The sequence below is a fragment of the Nocardia mikamii NBRC 108933 genome, from assembly GCF_001613505.1.
GTDB lineage: Bacteria > Actinomycetota > Actinomycetes > Mycobacteriales > Mycobacteriaceae > Nocardia > Nocardia mikamii.
Map to the genome: position 1 here is coordinate 349,507 of NZ_BDCM01000004.1, position 18,404 is coordinate 367,910.

Sequence of the window (18,404 nt, forward strand, 5' to 3'; positions counted from 1 at the left end):
TAACTATACGTAGATGTATACGTAGACGCAAGCGAGTCCTTCCGCGCCGACGCGCGGCGGCGGTGAACCGGTCGCGGGCGTGCTTCGTATCCCCGCTGTGTGCGTTCGGTCCGGCAGCACGGCCGGCTTCGGACCGCCCCACGGGAAGGAGCGGCGATGCCGACACGAGTGGTCGACTATCTGGTGCAGGCCGTATCGGACATGGGCGTGCGACATATCTTCGGGGTCGACGGCGCCAATATCGAAGATCTCTACGACGCGGCCTACGATGCCGCGGAACGGATCACCGCGGTGGTGGCCAAACACGAATTCGCCGCCGCCACCATGGCCGACGGATATGCCCGCTCCACAGCGGGTCTCGGCGTGGTCTGCGCGACCTCCGGAGGCGGGGCGATGAATCTCGTTGCCGGACTGGCGGAATCGCACGCCTCGCGGATTCCGGTGCTCGCACTGGTGGGCCAGGCGCCGACCGATCTGGAAGGTAAAGGCGCGTTTCAGGATACCAGCGGGCGAGCCGGGACCTTCGACGCCGCAGAGCTTTTCGACACCGTCTCCCTGTATTGCGCGCGCGTGGAGACACCCGCCTCGTTACCGGCGCATCTGTCCCGCGCCGTCGCGGCCGCACGGGCGGGCGGCCCGGCGGTTCTGCTCCTGCCGAAGGATGTTCAGCAGGCCGAACTCGACGCCGGTGCGTTCGTCGCGCCGCGTCCGATGCACGGGCGAGACGATGCCGGTATCGACCGGCTCCTGGAGGGGCTGCGGGCGGCCCGGGCGGTGGGCAAGGTCGTGATCATCGCGGGCGCGCAGGTCGCTCGCGACGACGCCCGCGACGAACTGCGCGATCTGGCGGCGGTTCTCGACGCCGGGGTCGGCGTCGCACCGGACGCCAAGGATGTGTACGACTGCACCGAACACGGCTTCCTCGGTGTCGCCGGAAGTATGGGCCATACGGAACTGGCCGATGCCCTGCGCGGCTGCGCGCTGTGCCTGCTGGTCGGCACCCGGATGCCGGTCACCGCGCGAGCCGGTCTGGAATCGGTACTCGGCGCGTCGACGGCGTCGGTCGGCGGCGAGCCGCCCTACCTCCCCACGGTCCACGCGACCAGTAGCGATCTGGCCGCCACTCTCCGCGAATTGACCTCGGAGCTGACGACCGGCGCGGGCCGGGTGCACCGGGCCGAACCGCGGCGGCCGCGCCGGGCGCCGGATCCACTACCGGTGCCACCGGCGGACGGGCCGGGGCTCCGGTACCGCGATATCGTCGAAACACTCAACGGCACAGTGCATTCCGATACCGACGTCTTCGCCGATGCGGGTAATACCGGCGCCTCGGTGGTCCATCACCTGCGTCCGCCGCGCGACGGCCGCTTCGTCGTCGCACTCGGCATGGGCGGCATGGGTTACGCCTTCGGCGCCGCCATCGGGTCCTGTTTCGCCCGCCGCCACCGCGCCGACGGCACCGAGCGCCGCACCGTGGTCGTGGCCGGGGACGGCGCTTTCTACATGCACGGCATGGAAATTCACACCGCGATCCAATATCGGCTGCCGGTGACCTTCGTCGTCCTCGACAATTCCGCGCATGGCATGTGCGTGACCCGTGAGCAACTGTTCTACGGAGATCGCTACAGCTTCAACAGATTCCACAAGGCGCATCTGGGAGCCGGCATGGCGGCGATGTTCCCGGATCTGCCCGCCTTCTCGCCGGCGACGCCGGCCGAACTCGCGACAGTGCTGTCGTACTGCCTGGAAACGCCTGGGCCCTCGTTCGTTTCGATCGACTGCGATCCGGACGAGATACCGCCGTTCATTCCGTTCCTGTCCGCATCGAGGAGGAATCCGTGACCATCAGCACCGTACCCGCGCTCAGCGATATCCCCGACCATCCGCATCGGGTCATGCCCGGATTGTTGCGTATCGAGAATTCCGATCGCGAGACGACCACTCCGATCATCATGGATATGCTGCGCTCGGTCTATCCCCACGATCAGGTCTTCGGGCAGTTCTGCCCGGTGCAGGATTACATCGCCGCACCGCCGCGCGAACTGTACGAATACCTCTCGCACACCCAGAGTTTGGAGGAATGGACCTACAGCCTGCGCGGCTTCACCGAAACCGACACCCCGGGTCTGTGGGAATCCTACGACCGGCTGGGCAAGGACACCCGGATCTTCACTCGCACCGAGGCCAACCCGGATGCGATGACCGTGGATTACCACTGCGCGTGGGACCAGGGTGAACACCTGTGGATGATCTACCTGATGCGTGTCGTCGACGCCCAGGTGGTGTTGAACAAGCCCGGTTCGGTGGTGCTGTGGACCAATTGCCGGCACCCGTTCTACGACGAGAATCCCCATCCCGACAAGGCACCGGAGGGCCGCAAGGTCTGGGTCGGCGATTTCTGGGAGATGTTCTCCGCCGGACACCGGCTGGAGCTGGACAACCTGAAAGCGATCGCCGAATACCGTGCCGCGCACGGGCTTCCGATCACCCCCGAGTGGATGAAGTGAGGACGCGCCGAAATGGATTTCACCGATCCCGCCCTGCGGCTGGCACCGGTCAGTCTGGTCGATGTGGCGAGCTATCTGCCGGGTGAGCCGGTAGGTACCGAATACTTCACACAATTCGCGCGTTCGGAGCGAATGGCGAAGAACGTCATGTTCCGCGCGCCGCACGGCCGCCATCACAAGGGCCGCGACGAAACGGCCGTGGATATGGTCGAACGTGCGGTCGCGCCGTTGATCGAACGGCACGGCGCCGGCACGCTCGCCGATATCGACGTGCTGCTGACCCACACCCAGCTGCCCGACAATCCCGTCATGGGCGCCGGGCCGGAGGTGGCGCGGCGGCTGGGGATGAACCCGAAATGGGTGTTCGATGTGCACAACGGCGGATGCGCGGCATTCATCCACATGATGATGCTGGCCCGGATGATTCTGCAGACGACCGACGCCCGCACCGCGTTGATCGCGACGACGCAGAACACCGCCGGACCGGTCTTCACGCAGACCGAGATTCGCAAACTCGCGCAGGCGCCGGTTCCGGGCGACGGCTGCGGAGTGGGATTGCTGGTCAAGGACAATCGTGCGCCGATCCTCGACGTGGAATGCCGTACCTTTCCGGAATTCGCCGGGGATATGGATTTCTCCACCGGCTCCGAACGCAAATATTGGGAGCCCGGCGAGGGCCAGGGCTGCGTGAGCTTCACCGAATCGAAGGTGACGAAGGTCTTCGCGCGCGGCAACCGGCTGGTCCCCGAACTCGCCCTCGCGGTGTGCGACCGCATCGGAGTCAAGGGCCGCGATATCGACACCTTCGTCACCAACCAGCCGAATCGGCTGTTCCTGCGGAACTGGCACGACGCGTTGGAACTGCCCGCCGAACGCCATCCGGATTCCTTCGATCGGTGCGGAAATCTGTTCGCCGCGGGCATTCCCGTGACCCTCGATATCGAGAACCGGGCCGGCCGATTGCGCAACGGTTCGGTGGTGCTGCTGGCGGCTTTCGCCCATGCCGGAGATTTCGCGGCCGCGGCCGCGGTGCGCTGGGGTGCGGCGTGATGGAATTCGATCTGGCACTGAGCGAAAACCCTTTTCCGCCATTGCCTTCGGTACTGGCGGTGGTGGACGAGGCGATGCGCGACGCCAACCGGTATCCGGAATTCCTCCCCCGGCGACTGCCCGCGGTGATCGCCGCGCATCTCGGCGTCGATGCCGATCAGGTGGTGGTCGGGGCGGGGGCGACGGGGGTGGCGTTGCAGATCATGCAGGCGGTCGCGGCACCGGGCCGGCGCATGGTGTTCGCGACGCCGACCTTCGACGGCTACCCGATCATGGCCGCCATGGCGGGACTGGAAGTCGTAGCGGTGCCGCTGGATTCGAGTGGCCGTCAGCGGCTGGCGGCGATGGCGCGCGCGGTCGACGACCGGACGGCGCTGATCGCGATCTGCCGTCCGCACAACCCGACCGGAACCGTGGCGCCCGCCGCGGAGTTGAAGGCCTTCCTGTTCGGCGTGCCGCGACATGTTCCGGTGATCCTGGACGAGGCCTATGTGGAATTTCTGGCCGACGCCGAGACCGTCGACCCCTGTGAACTCATCGCCCATTATCCCAATCTCCTTGTGTTGCGCACCTTTTCGAAGGCCTACGGCCTCGCCGGACTGCGCATCGGCTACGCCTTCGGCGCGCCGGAGCTGGTCGCACGGGTGCGGCGGCTGCAACTTCCGTTCGGAATGCCCGACTATGCCGTGGCCGCCGTGCGCGCCTGCTATGCCGCCTCGGCCGAGCTCGCCGGCCGAATCGCGGATATCACGGCCGAGCGGGAGTCGCTGCGAACGGCGCTGCGGCACAAGGGTTTCGCCGTGCCGTGCAGCCGTGGCAACTTTCTCTACCTGCCGGGGCCCGCGGTGCACGCGACGCTGGCGGGTGCGGGGATCGCGGCCAAGGGTTATCCCGACGGCAGTGCGCGGATCGCGGTCGGTGATCCACGTGCCGATGCCGCGGTGCTGCACGCCTTCGGCGGCCACGCCGAGCCGGTACCGCGCCTACACCCGCCGTCCGGGCGGGCCGCCGGGGATCGGTGCGCCGGCTACCCGATCGGGGCGGGACGGTAAATTTTCTAGCAGCGCTAGACAACCTAGTCATCCTCATCTACTGTTGCCACATAAGCTAGCAACGCTAGATATCGACTAGGAGTCTTCCCATGCTGACCACATCCGCCCAGGTGCTCGCCGTGCTGGCCGTTCTCACCAACGCCATCGTCTACGGCACCGATGTCGCCGCCGCCCTCATCTTCCGACCCGTCTACGCCAAACTCGACGACGCGACCATGACCGTCTCGGCCGGATGGGGGCACTACTACGGCGACCGGCGGATGCCGTTCGCCGGTGCGGGCGGTGTGATCAGCACCGTCCTCGCCGTCCTGGTCGCGGCCGTCGCGGGAGCTACGGGCGCCGCGGTGGCGGCCGGGATCGCGTTGCTGGCACTGCTGTCCTGGCTCGGCCTCTACGCGCGGATCGCCAAGCCGATCAACACCGCGCAGACCCAGGCGGCGATGACCGGCGCCATCCCCGCCGACGCCCGTGCCCTGCAGGACAAGTGGGAGAGCATCCTGGGCTACCGCGTCGGCCTGCAGGCCCTCGCCCTCGCCGCCCTGTGCACCACCCTCGCCCTGCTGTGACGGCCATCGCGATTCCCGGCGGAGCGGCTGCGGGCGGGGGCTCACACCGTTCCGCGCAGGAATACCTGATTCGTTGTGGTCGAACGGATTTCGACCGACCTGATCTGATCCGGCGCGGCCGATGTGATGCCGTCCGCGGTGACCGTCTGCCCGGGATGGGCCGTCCACTGCGCCACCATCGACTGCGTGCCGTCGGTGTGCACCACCCACAGGGCGCCGTCCCAGGTGTAATCGGTATCCGAGGACGCGTAGTTGCACGACATGTTCACACGCGTGCCGGAACGCAATTGCGTCAGAGTGAAATTCGCGGTGATCGGAGATGGGATCACCTGATCCATCTGCCGTTCCGTCACCACCTGTTCGGCGGTGGGCGGATTGTTGTGCTCGGTGTGAGCGACGGTTATCGGGATGGTGATGGCGACCGCGGCCGCGGCGGCGGCGACCGCACCGGCCAGGCCGAGCCACGGGCCGCTACGGCTGCGCTTGCGCTCGCGCGCGGCGGCCAGCGAGGCGGGAGGTTCCTGCGGCTCGGTCCGCCCGGTTTCCGCGGGCGTTTCGCCGACCGTCGACGTGCCCGCGGCCCCGTCCGGCTCGGCGGAGCCGGAACCGGCGGCCGGGCCGGTAACGGGGCGCGATTCGAAGGGCAGCATCCCGGCGCCGTCGGTGGTCGCCTCGCCGGCGCGCACCCGGTTCAGCAGGGCGTCGAAGCCGGCGTCGCCGAAACTGCCGGCATGGTCGGCGGCGGACTCGTCGTCGAGCAGCGAGAGGGCGACGTCATCGGGTACGTGGCTGAGCAGTCCCGGCAGGCCCGACAGGTCGGCGACGGCGAGCCGGCACTCGTCGCAGCCGGATAGATGCGCCTCGTATTCGAGCCGCTGGTCGCGGTCGAGGGCGCCGAGCAGATACGGCGCATCCCAGGTCGCGTAGTCGTCGCCGTGTGGCGCGGTGTCGGCCGTCATTTCGTCACCCCCATCTCCTGTAGGGCCGAACGCAACGCTCGCATCCCGTAGTGCATCCGGGATTTGACGGTGCCCTCGGGTATCGCCAATTCGTTCGCTATCTGCTGTGTCGACAATCCGCGATAGTAGGCCCGCACGATCACCTCTCGGTGATCAGAGCTCAGCCGAGCCAGCGCGTCGGTGATCACCCAACTGTCCACTGCGCGTTCCGCCTCATCCGGAGCCGTCTGTTCGGGCGGAGTGTCGGTGCCGTACTCGCGTCGATGCCGCGCGCTGCGGAATTCGTCGACCGCGAGATGCCGGGCCACGGTGAACAGCCACGCCCGCGCCGAGGCCGTCGACTGGTCGAGGACCCGCGGCCGCTGCCATGCCCGCAACAGCGTCTCCTGCACGATGTCCTCGGCGCGCCCGGCATCGCCGACCAGGCTGTAGGTGAATCGCCACAGCGTCGGTGCGTGCTCGTCGTAGAGCACCCGCAACAACTGCGCCCGGGAGGGCGCCGCGTCGACGGGGGGGATCGCGGAGTCAGACATCGGCGCCGACCGGGCGTATCCGCCGCCTCGGTCGAGGCGAGCGTTGGGGGACCACACTCCGTGGATACGTAATCAATTGCGTTCTAGTTCGATCGGGTGTGTCGCCAGTAGCGACAGCGGCAGCGGCTGCCGGCGCAACACGTGCGCCCACAGATCGGTGCGTCGCGCCAGCGGATCCGACGGCAACGCCGACAACACGATCCAGTCCCCGCGTTCCAGCTCGCCTTCCAGCTGGCCGAAGGTCCACCCGGCGTAGCCCGCGAAGATGCGGATGCCCTCGACCAACGGTGCGATCGAATCGGGATCGGAGTCCAGATCGAGCAGCGCCACGCGACCGTCCACGCGGCGCAGCCCGCGGATGCCTTCGATCGAGGCACCGACGCGGACCGTGGTCAGACACAGTGCCGAATCGCGCTTCACCGGCCCGCCCACATACAGGGTTCGGGGTCCGGCCGCGAGATCGGCCCAGCGTGGCAGCACATCCTGCACCGCGGTTTCGCTCGGCCGGTTCAGGACGACACCGAGACTGCCCGCATCGTTGTGCTCGACGATGTAGATCACGGTGCGCCGGAAAGTGGGCTCCACCAGCTCCGTTGCCGAGACCAGCAAGGTGCCGGGCCGCACCGCCTGCTCCTCGTACCGGGATTCGCGTCTCGGGCGGTCGCCGTGTTCCTCTGCGCGTGCCACGGTAGTCATCATCGCACCGTCGCGGGGCGCGCGCTGTGTTTAGTGGCGCGTGATTCGCGGTTCGATTCCGGAGCGGCCGCCTCGACGAGCCCGCCGGCTACTGCGGCAGGCCGAATCGCTCGCGCGCCCACTGCGGCACCATCGCCAGGTATCGCGGCCGGGATTCGACGAAGTGATGGACCATCGCGCACAGCGGCAGAATGCCGAAGCCCTGTTCCACGGTCCGGTCGAGCGCACCCTGCACCAGCAGGCGGCCGTAGCCCTGGCCCTCGTACTGCGGGTAGATCTCGGTGTGCACGAAGGCGCGCTCGGAGGCGGTGTCCTGATAGGCGGCCACCCCGGCATGCTGTCCGTCGACCCACAGTTCGAATCGGTCGAACTGTGGGTTGTCCCGAATCTCGGTGTTCTGCTGCGCACCCTGCGTCATCCGCTGAGCCTAGAACGTGCCGATCACCGCGGGCGTGCGACTCCGCCGACATCCTTCCCCGTGTCGGGCGTGGTTCGAGTTGTCGCACCCGGCGCGGGTGGCGACAATGCAGAGGCTCGAGTGGTCGGATGCTCGATGCGACGACGGCCGTCGACCGGCCGGACGGGGAGACGGCGCGGATGGGACGACGGGTACCACCTGTGGCGGCGCGATCGGCGACCGTTGCGGTGCTGACGGCGCTGCTCGCCGCGCTGGCGCCGGTGACCGCGCATGCCGAACCGGATTTCGGGACGTGCCCGGCCGGTTCCGTCGGCGAGCGGACCCCGGCCCGCTGCGCGTCGATCGCGGTGCCGATGGACTACGCCGCACCGGACGGCGCGCGAATCGATGTGACCGTCAGCCGGATTCGCGCGAGTGGGCAGCGATACGGGACCCTCTTCGCCAATCCGGGCGGGCCCGGTGCGGATGCCCTCGACTACTGGGGCACCCGGCTGTCCCAGCTGCCGAAGGACCTGGTCGAGCACTACGACCTGGTGGCCGTGCAGCCGCGCGGTCTGCGCTGGTCGACGCCGCTGACCTGCGGGTCCGAGATCGCACAGGACGCCGATCACCAGCGCGAACCGCTCCGGAAGGCGTGTGACACCGCCCAACCCGGCTATCTGCGGACCATCACCACCGAGACCACGGCCCGCGATACGGACGCGGTGCGCGCGGCGCTGGGAGTGGACCGCATCGATTTCCTCGGCATCTCCTACGGGACCTATCTGGGCGCGGTCTACGCCTCGCTGTTCCCCCAGCGTGTCGACCGGATGGTGCTGGACTCCAACGTCGACCCGCAATGGGTGTGGACCGAGCAGTTCGCCCAACAGCAGCTCGCGGGGAAACAGCGGCTCGACGATCTGTTCGGCTGGATCGCCCAGCACGACAACGTCTACCATCTCGGCGATTCCGCGCTGCGGGTCTACGAGACCTGGGTGCGGCTGGTGTCGGCACAGGGCGGCGGCTGGTACGCCAACCTGACTCCGCCCCCGGTGTCGGCGGCCGACCTGCCGCGCGAGCTGCCCGCACCGCTGCCCACACTGGCGCGCGAGGGCGTGAACGCCGGTGCCGAGGAGATGGGCAAGGCGCAGAATCTCGTGCGCGCGTTGACCTCCGGCGGTATGTCTGCCCAGGTGCCGTTGGTGTCGGCGACCACCGTGGCCGCCTACACCCGCGGTTTCTGGCCGAGTCTGGCGCAGGCGATGGCCGAGGCGAATACGCAGCCCGGCGATCTGCGGCGGATGCGCGCCATCGCGGGCGCGGCGACCACCGACCCGACCGGCCAGGCGGTCTTCGCCGCGATCACCTGCAACGAGAACGCGGTGCCGGCCCGATTGGACGCCGTCGGGTCGGCGGCCGCCATCGTCGCCTCCGGCGGCAATGCGCTCGACGCGCGCGCCGATCTGGTGCGCAGCGGATTGGCCTGCGCAGATTGGGATCCCGTGACCACACCGGTGCCGATCGCCGATCACGGGCTGACCACGGCCCCGCTGGTTTTGCAGAGCCGTAACGACGCGGTGACCGCCTATCCGGGCGGTCCCGCGATGGCGGCGGCCCTGCACGGACATCTGATCACCGTCGACGGCGGCGACCACGGGACCTTCGGGCGCGGTAACGCTCCGCTCGACGACGCCGTGGTGCGATATCTGCGTACCGGCGAGGTGGGCATCGATCAGGTGGGTCAGGCGCCGATGCCGTGAGTCCGGCCGCCTCGCGCGGGACGCTGGAGCGGTAAGCGGCTCCGGTGGATCGGGTTCACGGCATCCTCGGGGTACGCGCAGTACCGTGAGCGTGTTCGACTGCTTGCCGACGGATTGGGGTGGCGATGGTGCGTGGAAAGCCGTGGCGAGTGGTGATGGCACCGGACAAGTTCAAGGGATCGCTGGCGGCGCCGGAGGTGGCGGCGGCGCTCGCGGCCGGCATCGCGCGCGAGGTGCCGGATGCGGAGGTCCGGCAGGTACCGGTTGCCGACGGTGGTGACGGCACCGTCGACGCGTTCGTGGCCGCGGGGTGGGAACGGGTGCGGGTCGACACCGTCGGGCCGACCGGGGCGCCGCATTCGGCAAGCTACGCGGTGCGGGGGAATACGGCCGTCGTCGAGTTGGCCGCAGCGGTCGGGCTGGTCGAATTACCCGGCGGCCGAACGGATCCGATGGGGGCAGGCACGTACGGGCTCGGCGTGCTGATCCGCCACGCTCTGGACCACGGCCTCCGCGAGGTCGTCCTCGGATTGGGCGGTAGTGCGTCCACCGACGGCGGCGCCGGCATGCTGCAAGCGCTGGGACTGCGGATCCTGGACGAGGACGACACCGAAATCGGTGTGGGCGCAGCGGCTCTCGCTCGCGCTCGACGCCTCGACTACTCCGATCTGCATCCGGCCGTTCGGGACGCGGTCTTCGTACTCGCCGGCGACGTCGACAACCCGTTGCTCGGACCGGACGGTGCCGCAGCGGTTTTCGCGCCACAGAAGGGTGCGTCACCCCCGCAATGCGCCGAACTCGAAGCGATCCTGGCGCAATGGGCGCACCTGGTCGACACGAGCGGTCACCCGTTCGGGACGAGGGATGCGCATCAGCGCGGTGCCGACCTGGCCGGGCATCCCGGAGCGGGCGCCGCGGGCGGCACCGGATTCGGGGCCATGGCGGTGCTGGGGGCGCGGCAGCGGTCCGGCATCGAGGTGATTCTCGAGTTGATCGATTTCGCCGGCCGAGTCCGGGACGCGGACTTGGTGGTGACCGGCGAGGGGGCGATGGACGAGCAGACATTGCGCGGCAAGGCGCCCGCCGGAGTCGCGGCCGCCGCGCGGGCCGCGAGTGTCCCGGTCGTCGCCGTCGCCGGCCGTTGCGCTCTGGACTCGGAACAACTCCACGGCGCCGGCATCGCCCGCTGTTATCCCCTCATCGACCTCGAACCCGATCCGGCGCGATCCATCGCCGAGGCCGCGCGCCTGCTCGAGGAACTCGGCGCGCGCATAGCGCGCGACTACCTGCGCTGACCCGCTCTCATGCCGGCACGGTGTCGAACAGTCCGTCGCGGCGCCGTTCACCCCACTGTTCGAGCGGGCGCAGGGCCGTGGCCAATTCGGCTCCCGCGGGAGTGAGCGAATATTCCACTCGCGGCGGGATTTCGGGAAACACCTCGCGGCGGACCACGCCGTGGGATTCCAGATGGCGGAGATTCTCGGTGAGCACCTTCTCACTCACCCCGGGCAGCAGGGCGCGGATGCGGCCGAAGCGCTGAGGGCCCTCGCTCAGTACCCACATCAGGTGGAGTTTCCACTTGCCGCCGACCACGTCGATGGCCACCGACATCCCGCATACCGAGTGTTCTGTGTCACATTCGTCCGCCATCGCGCCCTCCTGAGCTTTTTCCGAACCTCGAGGTAAGCAACCGCACGTCGACGTGCGTTATTGCCCCGGACCCGGATCCCGGTGACGATCGAATCCGGCGCCGATCGGAAGAACTTCGAAACAGCTTCGAAACAGCAAGGAGTACACCATGTCCGAACGTTCCTCCGTCACGGTGATCGGGCTGGGCCCGATGGGCCGGGCGATCGTGCGCGCACTGCTGGCCGCGGGCACCGAGGTGACGGTCTGGAATCGCAGCGCCGACAAGGCCGAGGCGATGGCGGAACTGGGCGCCCGTCGCGCCGAGTCGGTGGCCGGCGCACTGGACCGCAACGAGGTGATCGTGCTGAGCCTGACCCACTACGCCGCCATGTACGACGTCCTGGGCCGGGCTCCGGAACGGTTGCGGGACAAGGTGATCGTGAACCTGTCCTCCGATTCTCCGGAGCGCACCCGCGCGGGCGCCGAATGGGTGCGCTCGCACCGGGCGCGGTTCCTGTCCGGCGGGTTCATGTCGGCCGGCGACAACATCACCCATCCGGCGTCCTACATCTTCTACAGCGGTCCGCGCGAGGTCTTCGACGCCCACGTCGACCTGCTGCGCCCGCTCAGCGCACCGGAGTACCTCGGCGCCGACGACGGCCTGGCGCAGCTGTTCTACCAGGCCCTGCTCACGCTGTTCCATCCCTGGCTGATCGGCTACAACCAGGCCTTGGCCGTGATCGAGCGCGCCGGCCACGACGTCGACCGCTTCCTGCCGTTCGCGCAGCGTTCCGCCGAGGCGTTCCCCTTCTTCATGGCCGAATACGCCGCCGCCGCGAAGTCCGGCGGCTGGGGTGACGAGGCCGCCGCCCGCATGATGGTGGCGGGTGCGACCCACGTCGTCGAGACCAGTGCGGAAGTGGGTGTGGACGCCACGCTCTCGCACACCGTGCGCGAGCTGTGGGAGAAGGTGGCCAGTGCCGGCGCCGCAGTGCCGATGTACCGGCTACTGCGCGATGGGATCTGAGCGAAAGCTCAACGGGTGCAGAGGAATTCGATCGCCGCCGCGTATCCCCGGATCCCCATTCCGGCGATCACCGCGGTGGCGATCGGCGAGATGTAGGAATGGTGCCGGAATTCCTCGCGCGCGTGCACATTCGAGATGTGCACCTCCACGATCGGCACCTCGGGAATCACCAGGGCGTCACGCAGGGCGACCGAGGTGTGGGTCAGGCCGCCGGGATTGATCACGATCCCGGCTTCCACCCCGCGGGCCGCATGAATCCGATCGATCAGCGCCCCTTCGGAATTGGACTGGTAGGCGGTGATCTCGCGATCGAAGCGAGCGGCGGTCGCCCGGCACAGCTCGACCACGTCGTCGAGGGTGTCCGAGCCGTAGACCTCGGGCTGGCGGGTGCCGAGCATATTCAGATTCGGGCCGTTGAGCACGAGAATCGGTGCCATGACCGGTACCCTAGCCCGGTCACAGGCCGCGCGGCCCCTCGGCCCGCAGGTCGTCCACCTTGCGCATCGCCGTCCGCAGTTCCGCCAACCACTCCTCGGCGTGCTTACCGGCCAATTTCACCGTCCACGCCAGCGCGTCGGCGCGGGAGCGGGCGACCCCGGCGTCGACGAGCGTGTCGAGCACCTTGCGTTCGGGCTGGCGCAGCCGCGTCATCACCGGAACCGAGAGATGGGTGAACAGGGTGCGTTCCCCGTTGACCGATACGCCCCACGCCACATTGCGGCCGTAGCGCGCCTGGGCCTCCTGGGCGATCTGCATGCGGGCCGGCCGCGTCGATTCGCGGAAGCGCGCGATCAGTCCGTCCACCGTCGCGGGTGACGGTTCGGAGCCGGATGCGTCGTCGTCGCCGGATTCGGGGGCCGGCAGTGCCAGTTCGCCGATCACCACGATCTCGTCGCGGTCGATCTCGATGGTCGCCGGACCGCTGAACCACTCGCTCGGCAACCTTCCGGCGAACCAGTCCGGAGCGTCGGCGGCGTCGGGAAGATCCGCCTGTTGCCAGCCGCCCGGCCGGCCGAATCCCCGTCCGTGTCCGTGTCTCATGATGTTTCCTCACTGCGAAAGTTTCCTTGTAACTGTGATTACAAGATTACGCCGCAAGAGCGCACGTCGGGTTTCGCTGTCGGAAGAAACGGGAAAGGTCCGAACACGTCCGCGGATTTCGCCGACCGGCTGCAACGGATGTCGAAGATCGGGCACTATTGTGGTCGCTGAGCATGGAAGATGCGGTCGGTGCCTAGGTGGGACCGCGGGCAACTCCTTCGGGTACCGTTGGTCTTGTTGCTGGAGTGACAAGAGTGAAGAGTGGGCGACATGGATGTGTGGGGATCCCGCCGCTTTCGCGTTCGGGGCGCAGTGGCACTGGCCGCAATTGCTGCCGTAGCGATCGTGATGGGGTCGTGCGATTTTCACAGCACGCCGAGCGGACCCGAAGGGGTCGTCGAGCATTTCACCCAGCTAATGGATGATCGCGACGCCGCCGGCGCCGCCGCACTGACCTCGTACCCCTCCGGTGCCGAGAGCACCCTGAAGTCCATGTTCGACGGACTCCAGCCCGGTAAGCCCGATTACAAGCTGGTTCAGTTCATCAGCCTCGACGGCGATTCGGCGATGTTCAACCTCAAAGCCGCCTGGAATTTCGGCCCCGGTAAGGACTGGAGTTACGACCTGCAGGGCAATATCCGCAAGCTGGCTATCGGCTGGCGGATTTCCTGGGACCCCACCGTCGTCATGCCGCAACTGGACTACAAGCGCTCGGTGAAACTGGTCCGCACCGAGGCGACGCCGCCGCCCAAGGTCAACGACAACGACGGCCAGCCGCTGCTGACCCAGCAGACCATCAACGTCATCAAGGTGGACCCCACCAAGACGGGCGATCCGGTCGGCACCACCAACGCCCTGGCCGATGCCATCGCGCCGGTAGCGCCGCTGATCACCGGTGCCTCGCTGATGCAGCAGCTGGCGGGCTCGCAGGGTAAGCCGGTCACCGCCGTGAGCCTGCGCGAGGACGATTTCGCGATTCTCGAGCCGCGGATGGCCTCGATTCCGGGCGTGGTGATGGAGAAGCAGCCGAAGCTGATCGTCGCCGACCGACGGGTGTGGTCGCCGATGACCGAGGCGCTACAGAAGGTGTGGCAGGAGAACCGGGATCAGCACGCCGGCTGGGGTGTGCAGCTGTTCGAACCCGACGGCAAGATGGTCACCCAGCTCGCCGGATATCAGGGGCCGCCCGGACCGGACATCGCCTCCACGATGGACCAGAAGCTGCAGCGTGCGGCCGAGGACGCCGTGGTGAGTGTGGGTACGGCCGCATCGATCGTGGCGATTCAGCCCTCCACCGGAGCGGTGGTCGCGGCCGCCCAGAACAACTACGCCAGCGTTCAGGGCGCGCCCGCCTTCACCGCGACCTATCCGGTCGGCGGTGCGATGGACCTGTTCAAGGCGGTCGCCTCGATCCAGAAGAAGAAGGCGCCGCAGGACGTTTCGGTGCAGGATGCGGCCGAGGCGGCGGCCATGCTGGGCGTCGGTATCGGATTCAAGGTTCCCGGGCTGGACGAGACCACGGGCCGGCTGCCGATCGGTGGTCGCGGCGTCGAGCAGGTCAAACAGGGCGCCAACGATCCGATTCTGGCGAGCCCGTTCGGAATGGCCATCGCCGCCGCCACGATCGCGCGCGGATCGGTGGCGCCGCCGATGATCGAGATCGGCCGGCCCGGCACCACCGAGGCCAAGCTGGAACCGCTGCCCGGCGATGTGGTCGACAAACTGCGTGGCATGCTGCGCGACGCGACCGGTAGTCCGCAGGAGGTGACGGTCGCCCGCTACGCCGGGGTCACGGCCTTCACAGCCAACGCCGGTTCGGACGGGTGGCTGCTCGCCAACGCCGGTGACCTGGCCTTCGCCATCCACATCGACGATGTCGACAGCGGTGACGCCACCTCCCGGATGGCGGCGCGCATGCTGCAGTCGCTGGCCACGCCGGACGACAAGAAGTAGTCGTCGCGCAGCGGTCCGCGTTGATCAGTTCACGGATGCGCCGGTGACGCGAATGCGCCGGGCGGCGATGGCCCACACCGCGCGCCAGCCCAGCAGGAAGACCGCGAGGACCGTCGCCGCGACGATGACGAAGCTGACCGCGGTGCCCTGACCGCTGATCACGCGCAGCACCATGCCGCCGATCAGCGTCGCCAACCACACCGCCACGCCGGTCGGCCACACCGCCGATCCGTCGAACCGCGCGAGCGCGGCGGACAGTCGCCCGCGGCCGGCAATCGTCAGGGCAATCGCCCACCCGATCAGCAGACCGGCGCCGAACGGCCAGACCGTGCGCAGCAGACCCGCCGCCACCGCCTCGTCGTGGCTGCGCCGGCCGATCGCGCAGAACACGATCACCAGCACGACGTCGATCAGCAGCGGCAGCCATTTCCTCACGGTCGCCAGGGTAGTGACAGCGGTGCGGCAGCCGGAGTCCGGGACCGCTCAGGTCTGCGGCTCGCCGTCGGGTCGCTTGTCGCCGCCGTCGGCCCGGCGGGGTTCGGCGAGCAGGGCCGAGCGCTGTTCGAATTCCTCCTCGAACTGCGCATCACCGAGCTGCGGATTGCGGAAGCGGAAGGCGAAGACGATCCAGCCGATGATCGCGACGAGGATGAAACTCACCATGCGGTAGACGAAGGCGGCGGCCACCGCCTGCGCGGCCGGCAGTCCCGCGGCGGCGGTGAGGCTGTAGATCAGGGTGGCGTCGACGTAGACGATGCCACCGGGTGCGAACGGAATCGTGCCGACCGCCTTGCCCACGCTGAACGCGATCAGCAGACCCGCCCAGCGGGGATCGGCGCCGACCGCGTAGCAGGCCGCACCGAGACAGGCCACATCACCGAGCCGATGCACGACCGCCCAGAACGCGACCCACGCGACGTCGCGCCGGTTCAGGTCCACCGATTCCAGCTGGCGCAGCACCTCGTCGACGTGCGCCAGACCGGAATCGGCCGGATGGCGCCGGATCCGGTTGACCAGCCGCACCCCGCGACGCACCAGCGCCCGCAGCGCACCGGGATTACCGGAGACGTATTTGCCCGCCCACACCAGCAGCGCCACCGTGCCGAGCATCAGGGCCAGCTTCCACGGGCCGACGCGATTGCCGACCAGCAACGCGCCACCGACACCGAGCAGCAGCATTCCGCTCGTCGCGACCACGCCCGACATCAGCAACTGCCAGGACGCGACGATCGGACTCGCACCCCAGCGGCGGGTCTGGCGATAGGTGAAGGCGGTGGAGAAGACCTGGCCGGCGGGCAGCGACACCGACATCGCGGTGGCTCCGTAGACAACCGAGACCGAGGCACGCTGCGAGACGTCGACCCCGCCGGCGCGCAGCAGGCGCTTCTGGATGCGGCCGAATCCGCTCATCGACAGCGCCTGCATCCAGATGCATAGCGCGACCCAGCCCCAGTGGATCTCCGTGAGGTTGCGCCAGGAATCGTGCAGGCGCGGCCACAGGTATACGCCCTCGGCGATCAGCAACGCCGACAGGGCAACGCCGAGGACCCATTTCAACCAGCGGAACCTGCGCCGCGCGGGCCGCGCCGGTTCGCCGCCGGGTTCAGCGTGGGCCGTCACGACGCCCAGCCTAGTGGGGTCGGGCCCGAAGGCGGCAGCGGACGCGTAACCACGTAGGGCCCGATCCCGCGGGCGCATCGTCTCAGCCTGGTGGGGTCGGGCCCGAAGGCGGCAGCGGACGCGTAACCACGTAGGGCCCGATCCCGCGGGCGCATCGTCTCAGCCTGGTGGGGTCGGGCCCGAAGGCGGCAGCGGACGCGTGGTCCCGGGTCAACGGGCCGGGACGGCGCGGGACGGGGTGTCCGGCGGCTGCACACGCGCGGCGCCGATGCGGTCGATCCGCGCACGGCCCCACGCGCCGAGCGGTTCGAGTGCGGTGTTCAGCGATCGGCCCAGGTCGGTGAGGCGGTACTCGACTCGCGGCGGCACCTCGGGGTGGGCCTGCCGGTCGATCAGACCGTCCTCCTCGAGTTCGCGCAGCTGCTGGATCAGCATCTTCTCCGACACTCCCGGCAGGCCGCGCCGCAGTTCACCGAACCGCCGGACGCCGTAGTTCTCGAGTTCCCAGAGGATCAGCCCTTTCCATTTACCGCTGACGACATCCATCGCGGCGTCGATCCCGCAGAAGTACGGACCGAATCTTTTCGCGCCCATCCACCCTCGCTACCTGTTCACCTACCTGTTGGTGGGTACCGCACCGAATAGTAGGTACTTGTGCCGACAACACGCGGTGACCAGGGTGGATGACGGCGCGCCCAGCATCCACCCGAACAACAGGAGTATCTCGATGACCGCGAACGAACACACCGCCGTGGCCGTGCTGGGCCTCGGCCCGATGGGCCGGGCCGTCGCCACCGTCCTGATCGAGAGCGGCAATCCCACCACCGTCTGGAACCGGACACCCGGCAAGGACACCGAACTCGTCGCGCTCGGTGCCGCGAGCAGTGCCGATCCCGGCGCCGCGATCGATGCCGCCGAGCTCGTGCTGACCGTGCTCAGCGACCATCCGTCGGTGCACCAGGTCCTCGACCCGGTCGCGGATCGGTTGCGTGGCAAGGCGCTGATCAACCTCACCAGCACCGCTCCGGAAGACTCACGCGAGCTCGGCCGGTGGGCCGCGGCCCACGGGATCGACTTCCTGGACGGCGGCATCATGGCGGTGCCGCCGATGATCGGCGGACCCGGTGCGTCGATCCTCTACAGCGGCTCCGCCGCGGTCTTCGAGCGATTCCGGCCCGACCTCGAAAAGCTCGCGACCGCGGAGTATTTCGGCGACGATGCCGGAACCGCCGCACTGTTCGACTTCGCCCTGCTGGCCGGGATGTACGCCATGTTCACCGGCTTCTTCCACGGCACCGCCATGGTCCGCGCGGCGGGGGTCACCGCCACCGAGTTCGCGCCGCGCGCCGCCGCCTACGTCACCGCGATGGCGGCGTTGATGCCCACGTATGCCGCGGTGATCGACAGCGGCGACTACACCGACGAGGCGCAACCGGCGCGATTCCACAAACCCGCCTTCGACGCGATCGTGCGCGCCAGCCGCGAGGAAGGGGTGGCACTCGATATCGTCGCGCCGATCAAGAACCTGATCGATCGGATGATCGCCGACGGCCGGGCGGAGTCGGGTCTGGAGCGGATCGTGGAGGAGCTGGCGGGTTCCGGGAAGGTGTAGCC

The 18,404-nt window shown here is 68.5% G+C and carries 20 protein-coding genes; 10 read left to right on the top strand and 10 right to left on the bottom strand.

Going from position 1 to position 18,404, the window contains the following annotated elements; translation table 11 throughout:
- Nucleotides 1-156: 156 nt before the first annotated feature.
- The 5 genes from NMI01S_RS06480 (at nucleotide 157) to NMI01S_RS06500 (ending at nucleotide 5,175) form a co-directional block, all read left to right on the top strand.
- Complete coding sequence (locus NMI01S_RS06480; protein WP_062995039.1) at nucleotides 157-1,842, top strand: thiamine pyrophosphate-binding protein; 1,686 nt, start codon at nucleotides 157-159, stop codon at nucleotides 1,840-1,842.
- The gene (locus NMI01S_RS06485) at nucleotides 1,839-2,507 is read left to right on the top strand and encodes an SRPBCC family protein (RefSeq protein WP_084512509.1); all 669 of its coding nucleotides are present in this window, start codon (nucleotides 1,839-1,841) and stop codon (nucleotides 2,505-2,507) included. Before NMI01S_RS06480 ends, NMI01S_RS06485 begins: the two co-directional genes overlap by 4 nt.
- A 12-nt stretch (nucleotides 2,508-2,519) precedes the next feature.
- A complete protein-coding gene (locus tag NMI01S_RS06490) occupies nucleotides 2,520-3,557 on the top strand; it encodes a 3-oxoacyl-ACP synthase III family protein (protein ID WP_062995040.1) in 1,038 nt (345 codons plus the stop codon).
- Nucleotides 3,557-4,609 carry an aminotransferase class I/II-fold pyridoxal phosphate-dependent enzyme gene (locus NMI01S_RS06495; protein WP_063920662.1) on the top strand — a complete coding sequence of 351 codons (1,053 nt, stop codon included), beginning with the start codon at nucleotides 3,557-3,559 and terminating at the stop codon, nucleotides 4,607-4,609. Before NMI01S_RS06490 ends, NMI01S_RS06495 begins: the two co-directional genes overlap by 1 nt.
- Before the next feature lie 89 nt (nucleotides 4,610-4,698).
- Nucleotides 4,699-5,175, top strand: coding sequence for a hypothetical protein (locus tag NMI01S_RS06500; protein ID WP_062995041.1), 477 nt, complete (start codon nucleotides 4,699-4,701; stop codon nucleotides 5,173-5,175).
- A 41-nt stretch (nucleotides 5,176-5,216) separates the two neighbouring features.
- Here the strand turns inward: NMI01S_RS06500 and NMI01S_RS36225 are convergent, their stop codons facing one another.
- From NMI01S_RS36225 to NMI01S_RS06520, 4 genes are all read right to left on the bottom strand, one after another.
- Nucleotides 5,217-6,134, bottom strand: a complete 918-nt coding sequence (locus NMI01S_RS36225) for an anti-sigma factor family protein (protein WP_062995042.1) — start codon at nucleotides 6,132-6,134, stop codon at nucleotides 5,217-5,219.
- Complete coding sequence (locus NMI01S_RS06510) at nucleotides 6,131-6,667, bottom strand: sigma-70 family RNA polymerase sigma factor (protein WP_062995133.1); 537 nt, start codon at nucleotides 6,665-6,667, stop codon at nucleotides 6,131-6,133. The genes NMI01S_RS36225 and NMI01S_RS06510 overlap by 4 nt, the downstream gene beginning before the upstream one ends.
- A 72-nt stretch (nucleotides 6,668-6,739) precedes the next feature.
- Entirely contained in the window at nucleotides 6,740-7,363 is a 624-nt protein-coding gene (locus tag NMI01S_RS06515) for a YqgE/AlgH family protein (protein WP_084512512.1), read from the bottom strand.
- A gap of 88 nt (nucleotides 7,364-7,451) precedes the next feature.
- Nucleotides 7,452-7,781: a GNAT family N-acetyltransferase gene (locus NMI01S_RS06520; protein ID WP_062995043.1), complete on the bottom strand. Its 330-nt coding sequence runs from the start codon at nucleotides 7,779-7,781 to the stop codon at nucleotides 7,452-7,454.
- A 128-nt stretch (nucleotides 7,782-7,909) separates the two neighbouring features.
- Here NMI01S_RS06520 and NMI01S_RS06525 point away from each other — a divergent pair, with 128 nt between their 5' ends.
- The gene (locus tag NMI01S_RS06525) at nucleotides 7,910-9,520 is read left to right on the top strand and encodes an alpha/beta hydrolase (protein WP_245716733.1); all 1,611 of its coding nucleotides are present in this window, start codon (nucleotides 7,910-7,912) and stop codon (nucleotides 9,518-9,520) included.
- A 125-nt stretch (nucleotides 9,521-9,645) separates the two neighbouring features.
- Nucleotides 9,646-10,815, top strand: a complete 1,170-nt coding sequence (locus tag NMI01S_RS06530) for a glycerate kinase (protein ID WP_062995135.1) — start codon at nucleotides 9,646-9,648, stop codon at nucleotides 10,813-10,815.
- 7 nt (nucleotides 10,816-10,822) lie between these two features.
- Here the strand turns inward: NMI01S_RS06530 and NMI01S_RS06535 are convergent, their stop codons facing one another.
- Complete coding sequence (locus tag NMI01S_RS06535; RefSeq protein ID WP_062995044.1) at nucleotides 10,823-11,170, bottom strand: winged helix-turn-helix transcriptional regulator; 348 nt, start codon at nucleotides 11,168-11,170, stop codon at nucleotides 10,823-10,825.
- Nucleotides 11,171-11,318: 148 nt separating this feature from the next.
- Here NMI01S_RS06535 and NMI01S_RS06540 point away from each other — a divergent pair, with 148 nt between their 5' ends.
- Nucleotides 11,319-12,176 (top strand): NAD(P)-dependent oxidoreductase, encoded by an 858-nt coding sequence (locus NMI01S_RS06540; RefSeq protein ID WP_062995045.1) that lies wholly within the window; start codon nucleotides 11,319-11,321, stop codon nucleotides 12,174-12,176.
- 8 nt (nucleotides 12,177-12,184) lie between these two features.
- Here the strand turns inward: NMI01S_RS06540 and aroQ are convergent, their stop codons facing one another.
- Together aroQ and abmR are read right to left on the bottom strand one after the other, a co-directional pair.
- The gene (aroQ, locus tag NMI01S_RS06545; RefSeq protein ID WP_036506929.1) at nucleotides 12,185-12,613 is read right to left on the bottom strand and encodes a type II 3-dehydroquinate dehydratase; all 429 of its coding nucleotides are present in this window, start codon (nucleotides 12,611-12,613) and stop codon (nucleotides 12,185-12,187) included.
- A gap of 19 nt (nucleotides 12,614-12,632) precedes the next feature.
- Nucleotides 12,633-13,217, bottom strand: coding sequence for an ATP-binding transcription factor AbmR (gene abmR / locus NMI01S_RS06550; protein WP_062995046.1), 585 nt, complete (start codon nucleotides 13,215-13,217; stop codon nucleotides 12,633-12,635).
- Between the two features lie 348 nt (nucleotides 13,218-13,565).
- Between abmR and NMI01S_RS06555 the strand changes: the two genes are divergently transcribed.
- A complete protein-coding gene (locus NMI01S_RS06555) occupies nucleotides 13,566-15,170 on the top strand; it encodes an NTF2-like N-terminal transpeptidase domain-containing protein (RefSeq protein ID WP_281186645.1) in 1,605 nt (534 codons plus the stop codon).
- Nucleotides 15,171-15,194: 24 nt separating this feature from the next.
- On the opposite strand, the gene NMI01S_RS06560 is transcribed toward NMI01S_RS06555, so the two are convergent.
- The 3 genes from NMI01S_RS06560 to NMI01S_RS06570 all read right to left on the bottom strand — a co-directional run bounded on the left by NMI01S_RS06560 (nucleotide 15,195) and on the right by NMI01S_RS06570 (nucleotide 17,384).
- A complete protein-coding gene (locus tag NMI01S_RS06560; protein ID WP_062995047.1) occupies nucleotides 15,195-15,605 on the bottom strand; it encodes a DUF3054 domain-containing protein in 411 nt (136 codons plus the stop codon).
- A 48-nt stretch (nucleotides 15,606-15,653) separates the two neighbouring features.
- Nucleotides 15,654-16,790, bottom strand: a complete 1,137-nt coding sequence (locus NMI01S_RS06565) for a lysylphosphatidylglycerol synthase transmembrane domain-containing protein (RefSeq protein ID WP_062995048.1) — start codon at nucleotides 16,788-16,790, stop codon at nucleotides 15,654-15,656.
- Between the two features lie 210 nt (nucleotides 16,791-17,000).
- A complete protein-coding gene (locus tag NMI01S_RS06570) occupies nucleotides 17,001-17,384 on the bottom strand; it encodes a winged helix-turn-helix transcriptional regulator (RefSeq protein ID WP_062995049.1) in 384 nt (127 codons plus the stop codon).
- A 133-nt stretch (nucleotides 17,385-17,517) separates the two neighbouring features.
- On the opposite strand from NMI01S_RS06570, the gene NMI01S_RS06575 reads away from it, so the two are divergent.
- Nucleotides 17,518-18,402: an NAD(P)-dependent oxidoreductase gene (locus tag NMI01S_RS06575; RefSeq protein ID WP_062995137.1), complete on the top strand. Its 885-nt coding sequence runs from the start codon at nucleotides 17,518-17,520 to the stop codon at nucleotides 18,400-18,402.
- The last annotated feature ends 2 nt before the right edge of the window (nucleotides 18,403-18,404 follow it).